We start from the raw sequence: 14,040 nt of genomic DNA, 5'->3' as shown, positions 1-14,040 counted from the left end.
TACGGGAGGCACCAGATGACCCTCTACGCAGCACCGGGAACCGCTGGTTCGGTGGTCGAGTTCCGCTCGCGTTACGACCACTTCATCGGCGGCGAGTACGTCGCGCCCGCCAAGGGCGGCTACTTCGAGAACCCGACGCCGATCAACGGCAAGGTCTTCACCGAGATGGCCCGCGGGACCGCCGAGGACGTCGAACGGGCGGTGGACGCCGCCGAAGGCGCCGCGGTCGCCTGGGGACGCACCGCGCCCGCCGAGCGCGCCGGGGTGCTGCTGGCCATCGCCGACCGCATGGAGCAGAACCTGGAGAAGCTCGCGGTCGCCGAGAGCTGGGAGAACGGCAAGCCCGTCCGGGAGACGCTGGCCGCCGACATCCCGCTGGCCATCGACCACTTCCGCTACTTCGCGGGCGCACTGCGGGCGCAGGAGGGCTCGCTGTCGCAGATCGACGCCGACACCGTCGCCTACCACTTCCACGAGCCGCTCGGCGTCGTCGCCCAGATCATCCCGTGGAACTTCCCGCTGCTGATGGCGACCTGGAAGCTGGCGCCCGCGCTGGCGGGCGGCAACGCGATCGTGCTCAAGCCCGCCGAGCAGACCCCCGCGTCGATCCACGTGCTGCTGGAGCTGATCGGCGACCTGCTGCCGCCGGGCGTGCTCAACGTCGTCAACGGGTTCGGCGTGGAAGCGGGCAAGCCGCTGGCCTCGAACTCCCGTATCCGCAAGGTCGCCTTCACCGGTGAGACCACGACGGGCCGGCTGATCCTGCAGTACGCCAGCGAGAACATCATCCCGGTCACCGTGGAGCTCGGCGGCAAGAGCCCGAACATCTTCTTCGACGACGTCGCCGCGCAGCGCGACGCCTTCTACGACAAGGCGCTCGAAGGGTTCACGATGTTCGCCCTCAACCAGGGCGAGGTGTGCACCTGCCCGTCGCGGGCACTGGTCCAGCAGGGCATCTACCGGGACTTCCTGGCCGACGCGGTGGCGCGCACGGAGACGATCAAGCAGGGCCACCCGCTGGACACCGAGACCCAGATCGGCGCCCAGGCCAGCAACGACCAGCTGGAGAAGATCCTCTCCTACATCGACATCGGCAAGCAGGAGGGCGCCAAGGTGCTCACCGGCGGGGAGCGCATCGAGCACGGCGGCGAGCTCGCAGGCGGGTACTACGTGCAGCCCACGATCTTCGAAGGGCACAACAAGCAGCGGATCTTCCAGGAGGAGATCTTCGGCCCGGTGCTGTCGGTGGCGTCGTTCTCGGACTACGACGAAGCGCTCAAGACCGCCAACGACACCCTCTACGGCCTCGGCGCCGGGGTCTGGTCCCGCGACGGCAACACCGCCTACCGGGCGGGCCGCGACATCCAGTCCGGCCGGGTGTGGGTGAACAACTACCACGCCTACCCGGCGCACGCGGCCTTCGGCGGCTACAAGCAGTCCGGCATCGGCCGCGAGACCCACAAGATGATGCTCGACCACTACCAGCAGACGAAGAACCTGCTGGTGAGCTACGCCGAGAGCGGCCCGGGGCTGTTCTGATGGGCGACACGGACACGGGCACTCCCGCACGGGTGGCCGTGACGCCGGAGGCGGCGGAGCTGATCCGCCGCCTCCGCGCGCAACACGGCCCGGTGATGTTCCACCAGTCCGGCGGGTGCTGCGACGGGAGCGCCCCGATGTGCTACCCGCAGGGCGAATTCCGCACCGGCGTCTCGGACGTGCACCTCGGCGATCTGGCCGTGGACGACGAGACGGGCGCGCCGGATCCGGTGCCGATGTGGATGTCCGGCGCGCAGTTCGAGTACTGGAAGCACACCCACCTCACCATCGACGTGGTGCCGGGGCGGGGGAGCGGTTTCTCGTTGGAGGCGCCCGAAGGCCTGCGCTTCCTGATCCGCTCCCGGCTGCTCACCGACGAGGAGTGGGCGGCGCTCGGCGAGAGCTGACGCGGCGCCGGGGTGAACGGACCGTTCGTCCAACCGGATCGGGCGAACGGTCCGTTCACGCAACCCCGCGGGTCGGCGCGTTCGAAGAGTCAACGGACCGTTCGTCCCACGGCATTGGGCGAACGGTCCGTTCACGCAGGTGCTCACGGCCAGGGGATCTGCGGGGAGCGGGTGAAACCGATGCCCGCCGCCGTCCAGCGCGGTCCCTGCTCGGCGAGCCGGGTGCGGAACGATTCCCAGTCGTGCGTGGCCGCGGGCGACCAGCCGAGCTCGGCGATGGCCGGGAGCCGCGGGAACGCCATCGTCTCCAGGTGCGCGGAGTTCTCCAGCGTCTCCGTCCACATCGGAGCCTCGACGCCGAGCACGGACTCCGCGGGAACACCGGGCAGGTGGCTCGCCGGGTCCCAGCCGTAGGCGTCGGCGACCTCGATGAAGGCCGCCCAGCTCAAGCCGAGCTCGGTGGACTCGTCGTACTTCATGTCCAGGTAGGACCGGTCCGCGGGCGACATCAGGATCTTGTTGCCGCGGGCGGCGGCAGCGGCCATCTCGGCGGCCTCCGCGCTCTCCACGCCCCAGTACTGCACGACCGAACCGGCCTGCGGCTCGGCCTTGGCGTACTCGTGCCAGCCCAGGGCGGTCTTGCCGTGCTTCTCGACGATCGGCAGCGCCCGGTCCATGAACGCCCGGTACTGCTCGTCGGTCGTCGCGTCCGCCTCGTCACCGCCGATGTGCAGGTACGGGCCGGGGGTGAGCTCCGCGATCTGGCCGATCACGTCGTCGAGGAACTCGTAGGTGATGTCCTTGTCCACGCACAGCGAGCTGAAGCCGACCTCGATGCCGGTGTACAGCGGCGGCGCGACGCCGTCGCAGTTGAGCTCCGCGTAGGACGACAGCGCCGCGTTGGTGTGCCCGGGGGTGTCGATCTCCGGGATGATCGTGACGTGCCGGGACTCGGCGTAGGCGACGATCTCGGAGTAGTCCTGCTGGGTGTAGAACCCGCCGGGCCCGCCGCCGACCGAGGTGCTGCCGCCGTGCTCGGTCAGGCGCGGCCAGTCGTTGATCTGGATCCGCCAGCCCTGGTCGTCGCTCAGGTGCAGGCGCAGGAAGTTCATCTTGTAGCGCGCGATCTGGTCGATGTAGCGCTTGACCTGCTCGACGTCGAAGAAGTGCCGGGCCACGTCGAGACCGGCTGCGCGGTGCTCGTAGCGGGGCCGGTCGGTGATCTCGCCGCCGGGCACCGTCCACGGCCCCGGCTGGACCTGCGGGCTCTCGATCGCGGCGGGCAGCAGCTGGCGCAGCGTCTGCACGCCGTTGAACAGCCCTTCGGCCGCACCGGCGTGCAGGGTCACGGCCTCGCCGGTGACCTCGAGCCGGTAGCCGGCGGGGCCGAGCTCGGCGTCGTCGAGGCGCAGCGCGACGTCGCCGCCTTCGGCGACGGGCAGCGGGAACCCGGTCGAGGGGCGCAGAACCCCGGCCAGGTAGTCGGCCACGTCGTTCGCGCCGGGATCAGCGGTGATCGCGCTCTCGGCGGTCAGCGCGAACTCGACGTCCGGTGCTTCCCGGACGGTTTCCGGCGCGGGGATGACCTGGTGCAGCGGCGATTCCGGTGCGGCGGTCGCCGCGGGCGTGATCGTGCTCAGCGCTCCGGCGGTGAGCACACCGGTCAGCAGTGCGGCCGTCGCGGCGCGGACCCGGCGCGCGCGGGCAGGCCGTGCGGAGGTGAGGGGCATGGGCTCGCTCCCGGTAGGGGACGTGATCATAAAGGTATAGACCACGCGTCCCGCTCAGGCAGCGCCCGAACGGACGTATCGGACGCCGTCCGGGGCCCCTCCCCGTCTCGCCGCGGTGCTCAGCGGTCGCCGCGCAGCGCCGCCCGCAGGTCCTCCAGCACGGCCGGGTCCTCGATCGTCGACGGCACCTTCGTCTCCCCGGAATCGGCGATCTCCCGCATCGACTTGCGCAGCACTTTGCCGGAGCGGGTCTTCGGGAGGCCGTCGACCACGTCGACGTCGCGGAACGCCGCGACCGGTCCGATCTGGTCCCGCACCGCGGCGACCAGCTCCGCGCGCAGCGCCTCCGGATCCGCCTGCACCCCTGATTTGAGCACCACGAAACCGCGCGGCACCTGGCCCTTGAGCTCATCGCGCACACCGATCACGGCGCACTCCGCGACCGCCGGGTGCGTCGCCAGCACCGCCTCCATCGAGCCCGTCGAGAGCCGGTGGCCCGCCACGTTGATCACGTCGTCGGTGCGGCCCATGACGAACACGTAGCCGTCCTCGTCGACGTGCCCGCTGTCGCCGGTGAGGTAGTAGCCCGGATAGCGCGACAGGTACGACTCGACGAACCGCTCGTGATCGCCCCACAGCGTCGGCAGCATGCCCGGCGGCAGCGGCTGCTTGATGCAGATCGCGCCGTCCGCACCGGTCGGCAGCTCCTCGCCCGCCTGGTCCAGCACCCGCACGTCGAAACCCGGCACCGGGACCGTAGGCGAACCCGGCTTGATCGGCATCGGCTCCAGCCCGCGCAGGTTCGCGCAGATCGGCCAGCCCGTCTCGGTCTGCCACCAGTGGTCCACCACCGGCACCTCCAGCGTGCGCACCGCCCACTGGTAGGTCTCCGGATCGAGCCGCTCACCCGCCAGGAACAACGTGCGCAGGCCGGAGATGTCGTAGCGGGCGAGCTCGGCGGCCTCGTGGTCCACCCGCTTGATCGCGCGGAACGCGGTGGGGGCGGTGAACAACGCCTTCACCCCGTGCTCGGCGATGACCCGCCAGAACGCCCCCGCGTCCGGGGTTCCCACCGGTTTGCCCTCGTAGACCACCGTCGTGGCCCCGGCCAGCAGCGGCCCGTAGACGATGTAGGAGTGCCCGACGACCCAGCCCACGTCGGAGGCCGTCCAGAACACCTCGCCGGGGCCGATGTCGTAGATCGCGCTCATCGACCAGCGCAAGGCCACGGCGTGGCCGCCGTTGTCGCGCACCACGCCCTTCGGGCGACCGGTCGTGCCGGAGGTGTAGAGCACGTACAGCGGATCGGTCGCCGCCACCGGCACGCAATCGGTGGGCTCCGACGCGGCGAGCTCCTCGGCCGCGTCCGCCTCGCCGGGGCCGAGCTCGGCGCGCACCTGGTCCCGCTGGAAGATCAGCACGCCGCCTTCCGGGCGGTGCTCGGCGAGCCGCAGCGCCTCGTCGACGATCGGTTTGTACTCGACCACGCGGTTCGGCTCCAGGCCGCAGGACGCGGCCACCAGCACCGTCGGCCGGGCGTCGTCGATCCGCGCGGCGAGCTCCTTGGGCGCGAAGCCGCCGAAGACCACCGAGTGGACCGCGCCGATCCGCGCGCACGCCAGCATCACCACCAGCGCTTCCGGGATCATCGGCAGGTACACGATCACGCGGTCGCCCTTGCCGACGCCGCGCGCCCGCAGCGCTCCCGCGAACCGGGACACCCGGTCCAGCAGCTCGCGGTAGGTCCACCGCGACACCTGCCCGGTCATCGCCGAATCCCAGATCACCGCGTCCTGGTCGCCGCGCCCGTCGCGGACGTGCCGGTCCAGCGCGTTGAAGCAGGTGTTGAGCACTCCGTCCGGGAACCACCGGCCGGAGTCGTCCAAGGCCCTGGTCGGGGCGCGGTCCCAGTCGACGGCCGCCGCGGCGTCCAGCCAGAACCCCTCGGGGTCCGTGCGGCTGCGCTGGTAGGCGTCGGCGTACGCACCCATGGTCATGACCTCCCGCTGGCGGTGTCGACGAGCCCCAGAGTCCTACCCGACGACGGGCGTTCGCGCCAGCATCCGCGCCGCGCCGGGCCCGGGACGCGCTCCGTCCCGCGCGCCGCCGTGCGACAGTCCACAATGGGCGATCGACGGGCCGGTCGGTTTCCGTCGCAACAACAAGATGATCGTGTGTTTCGCGACGAACGGTCGGTGTGGTTTCTGCCGCGCCGAACCCGCGCACTTTCAAGATCATCCGCTCGTCGGTGCGGTCCTCCCGCTGGGCGCACCCCCGTCGAATTCAGGGGAACGTGCGGTCATGGGTCGAACACAATGCGTGGGTGGGGAGGCGGCCGGATAACGCGCACCGCGGTTCGGTCGACAACCGTGATGGAGGTGTCGAGCATTGATCAGCGTGGAAACGACTCACCGGGACGGCATCGTCGACGATGATGCCGAGACGGCGGAACTGCCCACCACCCCGTGCAGCGTGGTGTGGAGCGGCGGCCACTCGTTCGTCCTCGAAGGCGTGGGCGGGCGCGCCCGCTGGGCGGGCGTCGACGACCGCGGCCGGGCCCGCTTCCTCACCGACGCGGAACTGCAGCGCCGCGGCTGGAGCCACAACCGCGGTTGACCGGTCCGCCCACCCCCGGCCGCTCCGGCCACCGCAAGGGGGGTGTGGCACCCTGATCCGAGCGGGCGCCCGAGGCGCCCGAGACCCGCAGGCGCAGGTGAGCGCTTCGCGGTGGATCGACAACCGTGTCAGGGAGGGCTGTGGTGCAGGACGCCGACGGCACCACGGCCGGAGCCAAAGGCCAAGGTGAAGCGGGCGATCCCACGTCCCCGGAACCGGCGGGCTCCAGCATGGCCGAACACGACGAACCGGACCGGGGCGCGGAAGCCCCGGAGCGGTCGTCGCAGTCCGCTGAACGACCGGAACCCGACGCGGAGGCCCCGGCGCCCGATCCCGGCATGGCCCGGATCAAGGAAGTCGCCGCCGGCGTCTGGGACGACCCCTGGCTGACCTGGCCGAACCTGCTGTCCCTCGTGCGGCTCGCCGGCGTCCCGCTGTTCCTGTGGCTGCTGCTCGGGCCGCAATCCGACCTGCTCGCGCTGCTCGTGCTCGTGGTCAGCGGAGCCACCGACTGGCTCGACGGCAAGCTCGCCCGCTGGCTCGACCAGTACAGCCGCGTGGGCGAACTGCTGGACCCCGCGGCCGACCGGCTCTACATCGTCGCGACGCTGATCGCCTTCGTGCTCCGCGACGTGATCCCCTGGTGGGCCGCCGCGGCGCTGATCGGCCGCGACGTCGTGCTCACGCTGTGCCTGCCGGTGCTGCGCTGGCACGGTTTCGAACCGCCGGAAGTGCACTACCTCGGCAAGGCCGCGACGTTCTGCCTGATGTACGCGTTCCCGCTGTTGCTGCTGGTGCAGGAGGACTTCGCCTTCGAAGGCGTCGTGCGCCCGGTGGCCTACGCCTTCACCTGCTGGGGCGGCGCGCTGTACGTGTGGGCGGGGGTGCTGTACCTGATGCAGGTCATCGCCGCCGTGCGCGCCGCGCGCTCCCGACCGGCCTGACGCCCGCGCCTTCCTCCTGGAGCGACCCGGCCGGGATCCGGTGCCGTGTCGATCACGGCGTGCCCATCTTGCGGTCGAAAGCGGCCGCGACCTACGCTCGCGTGGCCCGTCGCGATCACTGCGCGCGGGTGCGGTGGCGCACTTCGGCCCCCGCTCCACGGCTCGACGAGGAAGGCGGGACCCCAGTGGCCCCGGACGGGATCAAGTACACCCAGGAGCACGAGTGGGTGCTGCGCACCGGCGCGGACACCGTGCGCGTCGGGATCACCGACTACGCCCAGCAGCAGCTCGGCGACGTCGTGTTCGTGCAGCTGCCCGAGGTGGGGGAGACCGTCGAAGCCGGGGGTGGCATCGGCGAGGTCGAGTCGACCAAGAGCGTCTCCGACATCTACGCGCCCGTGGCCGGGGAGATCGTGGCCCGCAACGAGCAGCTCGACGAGCAGCCCGAGCTGGTCAACTCGGCGCCGTTCGGCGACGGCTGGATGATCGAGATCAAGCTCGCCGACCCCGCCGCGCCCGACGGCCTGCTCGAGGAGAGCGACTACCAAGGCCTCATCGACCAGGGATGATCGTTGATCTCGGGTTCGCAGGCGGCTTGAGGTGGGAGTCCCGCGTCTGCGACCTGGGACGGCACGGTACGTTTGAACGCACTTGCACGACCCATCCGCGCAGAGGAGAGCTCAGGTGAGCCAGAACGACGGGCCCGGCGGCGTTCCGCCGGAGCAGTCACCGGAGACCACCTCGGTCTTCAGGCCGTTCCTCTCGGAGCCGGAGAGCACCGAGAGTGCGACCCCGGAGCCAGCGGCCTCCGGGGTCGATGCGCTGCCCGCCGGGGCTGCCCTGCTGGTGGTCAAGCGCGGCCCGAACGCCGGGTCGCGATTCCTGCTCGATCGGGAGACCACCAGCTCCGGACGCCACCCGGACAGCGACATCTTCCTCGACGACGTGACGGTGTCCCGTCGGCACGCCGAGTTCAGGCGAGAGGGCAACGACTTCGTCGTCGTCGACGTCGGCAGCCTCAACGGCACCTACGTCAACCGGGAACCGGTGGACACCTCGGTGCTCGCCAACGGCGACGAGGTTCAGATCGGGAAGTTCCGGTTGGTGTTCCTGACCGGTCCGATCGAGGGCCAGGGCCGCTGAGCCGAGCGTTCCGCGTACCGAGCGCATCGGGGCGGCGCCTTGCGGCGTCGCCCCGATCGTGCTCGGCGGGCACCGCAACCCGGTCCGCCGCACGGCCGATGATCTTCACGGCCGTTCGGCGCCGCCGGCGGGCGGTCGCGTTACGAGGTGCTTTCCGCAGCGCGCAACGGGTTCTGCGGATGGCGGTGCGGTGTATCGTGGCGTTGGGCATCGTTCGCGTCGGGAGCGGTCGGAGTCCTTCATCGGACGGGCCGGTCGGCGACGCCGCGCGAGCTCGCTCCACGAGGGACCTCCGGGTGTTCGCGGAGGGCGGCGGCGTCAGGAACCGCCTCGGAACGATGTGCGGACCGAGTCGGACAAGGGAATGCCGGGTATCGGCGATCGGCCGGTACGCGGCCGTGAACGGGCCGGAAGAGCCGTCCACCGAGCGGGAATTCCGGGCGGAGGCGATGGCCACCGCCGTATCGCGGGTAGCGTCAGAGGCGTCGGTGCGCGATCCTCGACCAAGGATGTCACGCTTCGGCGCGCTGGAGGAGGCGATGAGACGATGAGCAGCGAAATGCGCGTCGTCGGCGTGCGAGTGGAACTACCAGCCAACCAGCCGATTCTGCTGCTGCGCGAGACCGAAGGCGAGCGGTACCTGCCGATCTGGATCGGATCGGTGGAGGCCACCGCGATCGCGCTGGAGCAGCAGGGCGTGCGACCCGCCAGACCGCTCACCCACGACCTGCTCAAGGACGTCATCGGCGCCCTGGGGCGGGACCTGGAAGAGGTGCGGATCACCGATCTGCAGGAGGGTACGTTCTTCGCCGAACTCATCTTCGACGGGGATGTGCGGGTCTCGGCACGCCCGAGTGATTCGGTGGCGCTGGCGCTGCGGGTCGGAGTGCCGATCCACGCTGACGAGTCGGTGCTGGACGAAGCCGGGCTGATCATCCCGGACGAGCAGGAGGACGAGGTCGAGAAGTTCCGGGAATTCCTGGACTCGGTCTCTCCGGAGGACTTCCGCGGCGCCGATACGTGATCAGGTGAGCGGACGTGCGGTCCGCTCACCCCCGGTGCCGTACCCGGCTCCCGGTGCGAGTTCGCACCGGGAGCCTTTTCGCGTTCGGCGAGCGGCGCGAGCCGGAGCGGGGACGTCACACCCGGGGTGGGCGGGCGGCTCCGCGCGTCGCGTTGACCCGCTCACGGGCCGGGCTTACCGTCGGAGTGCGCGAATCGCCCCGATGTGATTTTCCAGGTCGGGGAAGGTCGAAGCCCCGGTTCCATGATCGTTCCCCCGTTCGGCGGATGATCATGCGTCGAGCCGGGTTCTGGTGGTTCGCCGGCCTCGGGCCGGGCGAGGGGAGGCAGGCGTGGTGGAGCGAGCACCTGGCGAGGATTCCGCCGCGGAGCAGTCGGCGCCGTTCCCCGACACCGCGCTCCCGGACGAGCTCGTCGGCTACCGCGGACCCGCGGCGTGCCAGATCGCCGGCATCACCTACCGGCAGCTGGACTACTGGGCGCGCACCAAGCTGGTCGGCCCGTCGATCCGCGGCGCGGCGGGATCCGGGTCGCAGCGGCTGTACTCGTTCAAGGACGTCCTGGTGCTCAAGGTCGTCAAGCGACTGCTGGACACCGGGGTCTCGCTGCACAACATCCGGGTCGCCGTGGAGCACCTGCGCCATCGAGGCGTGCAGGACCTGGCCAAGATCACGTTGTTCAGCGACGGCACGACGGTCTACGAGTGCACCTCCGCCGAGGAGGTCGTGGACCTGCTGCAGGGCGGTCAGGGCGTGTTCGGGATCGCGGTCAGCGGCGCGATGCGCGAGATCACCGGGACGATCCACGAGTTCCCCGCCGAGCGGGCCGACGGCGGCGAGCACGAGGAGCCGGTCAACGACGAGTTGTCCCGCCGTCGCCGGGACCGCCGCACGGGCTGAGCGCCTCGCCCCGTGACGGGGGCGTCACCGCCGGTCAGCGCCGTGCCCGGCGCACCGGAGTGATCGAGCGGGATGAAGATCGCACTTTCGGTCGTCACTGGATCGGGTAGGCTGCTGAGCATCGCTGACCCCGCGCGGGAGAGTTCGCCGGTGACCTGGTCACCGGCGGCGCCGAAGGAGCAAACCCTCCCCGACAACCTCTCAGGCCTGCTGGACCGCACGGGCGAGATACCTCTGGAAAGAGGGACCACCGGTAGGTGGTTCCCCGCCGACGGTGCAAGCCCGGTCGCCGTACCGGGTGAAGCTCTCAGGCGTTCGTATCGCGGACGGTGACAGAGGGGGAGAGCAGCATTCGTGCTGCCGCCCTGTGTCCGTCGCGATGAATGAGGTGTGGCGATGACGACCGAAGACCGTATCCCGCTGGCCGCCCTGGAACACGGCACTCCGTTCGCCGACCGCCATGTCGGGCCGTTGCCCGCCGAGCTGGCGCGCATGCTGGACGTGATCGGTGTCGGCTCGCTGGAGGAGCTGGGCCAGGCCGCGGTGCCCGAAGGCATCCGCGAACGGGACCTGCAGCTGGCCCTGCCGGAGCCGGCTACCGAGGCCGAGGCGCTCAAGCAGCTCCGGGACCTGGCGCGGCTCAACAGCCCGCACACCGAGATGATCGGGCTGGGCTACTACCCGACGATCACGCCGCCGGTGATCCTGCGCAACGTGCTGGAGAGCCCCGCCTGGTACACGGCGTACACGCCGTACCAGCCGGAGATCTCGCAGGGCAGGCTCGAGGCGCTGCTGAACTTCCAGACGATGGTCGCCGACCTGACCGGTGTTCCGGTGGCGAACTCGTCGATGCTGGACGAGGCCACCGCCGCCGCCGAGGGCATGACGCTGGTGCGCCGCGCGGGCCGGGCCAAATCGCCGCGCTTCGTGGTGGACGCGGACGTGATGCCGCAGACCCTGGAGGTGCTGCGGACCCGCGCCGAACCGCTGGGCATCGAGGTGATCGTCACCGACCTCGCCGCGGGTCCCGAGGCGCTGCCGGAGGACGACTTCTTCGGCGTGCTGCTGGCCTACCCCGGTGCCTCCGGCGCGCTCCGCGACCACGAGGCGATCATCGAGCGGGTCCACGAGCGCGGCGGGATGGCCGTGGTCAGCGCCGACCTGCTGGCGCTGACGCTGCTGCGCGCTCCCGGTGAGATCGGTGCCGACGTGGTGGTCGGCACGACGCAGCGCTTCGGCGTGCCGATGGGCTTCGGCGGCCCGCACGCCGGGTACATGGCGGTGCGCAAGGGCATCGAGCGGCAGCTGCCGGGCCGATTGGTCGGCGTGAGCGTCGACGCCGACGGCGACCAGGCCTACCGGCTCGCCCTGCAGACCAGGGAGCAGCACATCCGCCGGGAGAAGGCGACGAGCAACATCTGCACCGCGCAGGTGCTGCTGGCGGTCGTGGCGTCGATGTACGGCGTCTACCACGGCCCGAGCGGGCTGCGGGCCATCGCGCGCCGGGCGCACCGGATGGCCGCTGTGCTGGCGGAGCGGTTGCGCCGGGGCGGGGTGCGGATCGAGCACGCGGAGTTCTTCGACACGATCGTCGCGCGGGTTCCGGGCAGGGCAGCGGAGGTCGTGCGGGCGGCCCGCGAGGGCGGCATCAACCTGCGCCACATCGACGACGACCTCGTCGGCATCAGCTGCGATGAGACCACCACCAGGGAGACGCTGGTGCGGGTGGCCGCCGCGTTCGGGATCGAAGGCGGCTCGGTGGCCGACGTCGACGCGCTGGACGCGGAGACCGCCGACGCGCTGCCCGGCGTGCTGCGGCGCACCTCGGAGTACATGACGCACCCGGTGTTCCACACCCACCGCTCGGAGACCTCGCTGCTGCGCTACCTGCGCCGCCTGTCGGACTCCGACGTCGCGCTGGACCGGAGCATGATCCCGCTGGGGTCCTGCACGATGAAGCTGAACGCGACCGCGGAGATGGAGCCGATCACCTGGCCGGAGTTCGCCGAGGTGCACCCGTTCGCGCCCGCGCAGGACGCGACGGGGCTGCTGGAGATCGTGCGGGACCTGGAGCGCTGGCTCGCGGAGATCACCGGCTACGACGCGGTGAGCCTGCAGCCGAACTCGGGCAGCCAGGGCGAGTTCGCCGGGTTGCTGGCGATCCGCGCCTACCACCACAGCCGTGGTGAGTCGGCCCGCGACGTGTGCCTGATCCCGGCCAGCGCGCACGGCACGAACGCCGCGAGCGCCGTGATGGCCGGGCTGCGCGTGGTCGTGGTGCGCTGCGACGACAAGGGCAACATCGAGCTCGACCACCTGCGCGAAGTGGTGGACCAGCACCGCGACGACCTCGCCGCGATCATGATCACCTACCCGTCCACGCACGGCGTCTACGAGGACACCGTGGAGCAGGTGTGCGGCCTGGTGCACGACGCGGGCGGCCAGGTCTACGTCGACGGCGCGAACCTCAACGCGCTGATCGGCCTGGCGCGGATGGGCAAGTTCGGGTCCGACGTCTCGCACCTGAACCTGCACAAGACGTTCTGCATCCCGCACGGCGGTGGCGGTCCCGGCGTGGGCCCGATCGGGGTGCGCGAGCACCTGGCGCCGTTCCTGCCGAACCACCCGCTGCAGCCCGCGGCCGGTCCGGAGACCGGTGTGGGCCCGATCAGCGCGGCGCCGTGGGGCAGCGCGTCGATCTTGCCGATCTCCTGGGCCTACGTCCGCATGATGGGGTCCGACGGGCTGCGCCGGGCGACGCTGACGGCGGTGGCCGCGGCGAACTACGTGGCCCGCCGGCTCGACGAGTACTTCCCGGTGCTCTACACGGGCACCGGCGGTTTCGTCGCCCACGAATGCATCCTGGACCTGCGGCCGATCACCAAGGCCTCCGGCGTGACGGTGGACGACGTGGCGAAGCGGCTCGCCGACTACGGCCTGCACGCACCGACCATGTCGTTCCCGGTGGCCGGGACGCTGATGGTCGAGCCGACGGAGAGCGAGAACCTCGCCGAACTCGACCGGTTCTGCGAAGCGATGATCGCGATCAAGGACGAGATCGACAAGGTGGCGAGCGGTCAGTGGCCCGCGGACGACAACCCGCTGAGCCAGGCCCCGCACACCGCCGCGTCGCTCGCCGGTCCTTGGGATCACGCCTACAGTCGAGCGGAGGCCGCCTACCCGCTGGGTACCGGGACGCAGAAGGTGTGGCCCGCGGTGCGCAGGATCGACGGCGCGCGGGGCGACCGGAACCTGGTGTGCTCGTGCCCTCCGCTTTCGGCGTACGAAGGCTGATCGTCCTGCGGGGGTGAGCGGGTGCCGTGGGCGATGCACTACGGTGGGCGGCTCCATCATCCCAATCGCCTCCGAGAGGAGTGCAGCAATGCTCACGATCAGCGAGAGCGCAGCTGAGGTCATCAAGGTCGTCCTGGCCGGCGGTGACTCGCCCGAGGGTTCGGGGCTGCGCATCGCCCCGGTCGCCGACGAGGCCGGTCAGGCCGAGTTGCAGGCGGCGATCGCCAGCGAGCCGCAGGGAGACGACCAGGTGGTGGAGGAATCCGGTGCTCGGGTCTTCCTCGAGCCGCAGGCCGCGGAGCTGTTGGGCGACAAGGTGCTCGACGCCGAGCGCGACGACAACGGCGAGCTGAACCTGGCCGTCCGGGACTGAACGTGATCGGCCCGCCGCCTCGGTGGCGGGCCGATTCGTTCGTTCCGGACGGGGCAGCGGCGGTGAACGTGC

At 70.9% G+C, this 14,040-nt stretch carries 12 protein-coding genes and 1 riboswitch; of the genes, 10 read left to right on the top strand and 2 right to left on the bottom strand.

Translation table 11 applies throughout. The features are described from left to right. Positions 1 to 15 precede the first annotated feature (15 nt). Complete coding sequence (gene exaC / locus ACWD38_RS01460; RefSeq protein WP_184479395.1) at positions 16 to 1,539, top strand: acetaldehyde dehydrogenase ExaC; 1,524 nt, start codon at positions 16 to 18, stop codon at positions 1,537 to 1,539. Continuing rightward, positions 1,539 to 1,946 carry a DUF779 domain-containing protein gene (locus tag ACWD38_RS01455; protein WP_184479394.1) on the top strand — a complete coding sequence of 136 codons (408 nt, stop codon included), beginning with the start codon at positions 1,539 to 1,541 and terminating at the stop codon, positions 1,944 to 1,946. The genes exaC and ACWD38_RS01455 overlap by 1 nt, the downstream gene beginning before the upstream one ends. 143 nt (positions 1,947 to 2,089) lie before the next feature. On the opposite strand, the gene ACWD38_RS01450 is transcribed toward ACWD38_RS01455, so the two are convergent. After that, entirely contained in the window at positions 2,090 to 3,676 is a 1,587-nt protein-coding gene (locus tag ACWD38_RS01450; protein ID WP_450123080.1) for a beta-N-acetylhexosaminidase, read from the bottom strand. Between the two features lie 119 nt (positions 3,677 to 3,795). Then, positions 3,796 to 5,673, bottom strand: coding sequence for a propionyl-CoA synthetase (locus ACWD38_RS01445; protein ID WP_184479392.1), 1,878 nt, complete (start codon positions 5,671 to 5,673; stop codon positions 3,796 to 3,798). 400 nt (positions 5,674 to 6,073) lie between these two features. On the opposite strand from ACWD38_RS01445, the gene ACWD38_RS01440 reads away from it, so the two are divergent. From ACWD38_RS01440 to ACWD38_RS01405, 8 genes are all read left to right on the top strand, one after another. Continuing rightward, a complete protein-coding gene (locus ACWD38_RS01440; RefSeq protein WP_221317021.1) occupies positions 6,074 to 6,292 on the top strand; it encodes a hypothetical protein in 219 nt (72 codons plus the stop codon). 338 nt (positions 6,293 to 6,630) lie between these two features. Then, complete coding sequence (locus ACWD38_RS01435) at positions 6,631 to 7,236, top strand: CDP-alcohol phosphatidyltransferase family protein (protein WP_246458145.1); 606 nt, start codon at positions 6,631 to 6,633, stop codon at positions 7,234 to 7,236. Between the two features lie 185 nt (positions 7,237 to 7,421). Beyond that, positions 7,422 to 7,805 carry a glycine cleavage system protein GcvH gene (gene gcvH / locus ACWD38_RS01430; protein WP_184485270.1) on the top strand — a complete coding sequence of 128 codons (384 nt, stop codon included), beginning with the start codon at positions 7,422 to 7,424 and terminating at the stop codon, positions 7,803 to 7,805. 115 nt (positions 7,806 to 7,920) lie between these two features. After that, positions 7,921 to 8,379, top strand: a complete 459-nt coding sequence (gene garA / locus ACWD38_RS01425) for a glycogen accumulation regulator GarA (protein ID WP_184479391.1) — start codon at positions 7,921 to 7,923, stop codon at positions 8,377 to 8,379. A gap of 547 nt (positions 8,380 to 8,926) precedes the next feature. Beyond that, complete coding sequence (locus ACWD38_RS01420) at positions 8,927 to 9,403, top strand: bifunctional nuclease family protein (RefSeq protein ID WP_184479390.1); 477 nt, start codon at positions 8,927 to 8,929, stop codon at positions 9,401 to 9,403. A gap of 331 nt (positions 9,404 to 9,734) precedes the next feature. Beyond that, positions 9,735 to 10,301 (top strand): MerR family transcriptional regulator, encoded by a 567-nt coding sequence (locus tag ACWD38_RS01415; RefSeq protein ID WP_184479389.1) that lies wholly within the window; start codon positions 9,735 to 9,737, stop codon positions 10,299 to 10,301. Between the two features lie 125 nt (positions 10,302 to 10,426). After that, positions 10,427 to 10,529, top strand: a riboswitch (glycine riboswitch). A gap of 168 nt (positions 10,530 to 10,697) precedes the next feature. After that, entirely contained in the window at positions 10,698 to 13,595 is a 2,898-nt protein-coding gene (gene gcvP, locus ACWD38_RS01410; RefSeq protein ID WP_450123079.1) for an aminomethyl-transferring glycine dehydrogenase, read from the top strand. 88 nt (positions 13,596 to 13,683) lie between these two features. Continuing rightward, complete coding sequence (locus tag ACWD38_RS01405; RefSeq protein WP_184479387.1) at positions 13,684 to 13,968, top strand: iron-sulfur cluster assembly accessory protein; 285 nt, start codon at positions 13,684 to 13,686, stop codon at positions 13,966 to 13,968. Positions 13,969 to 14,040 lie beyond the last annotated feature (72 nt).

Source organism: Saccharopolyspora sp. NPDC002578, from assembly GCF_053592695.1.
This window is presented reverse-complemented; position numbering and strand designations above follow the sequence as displayed.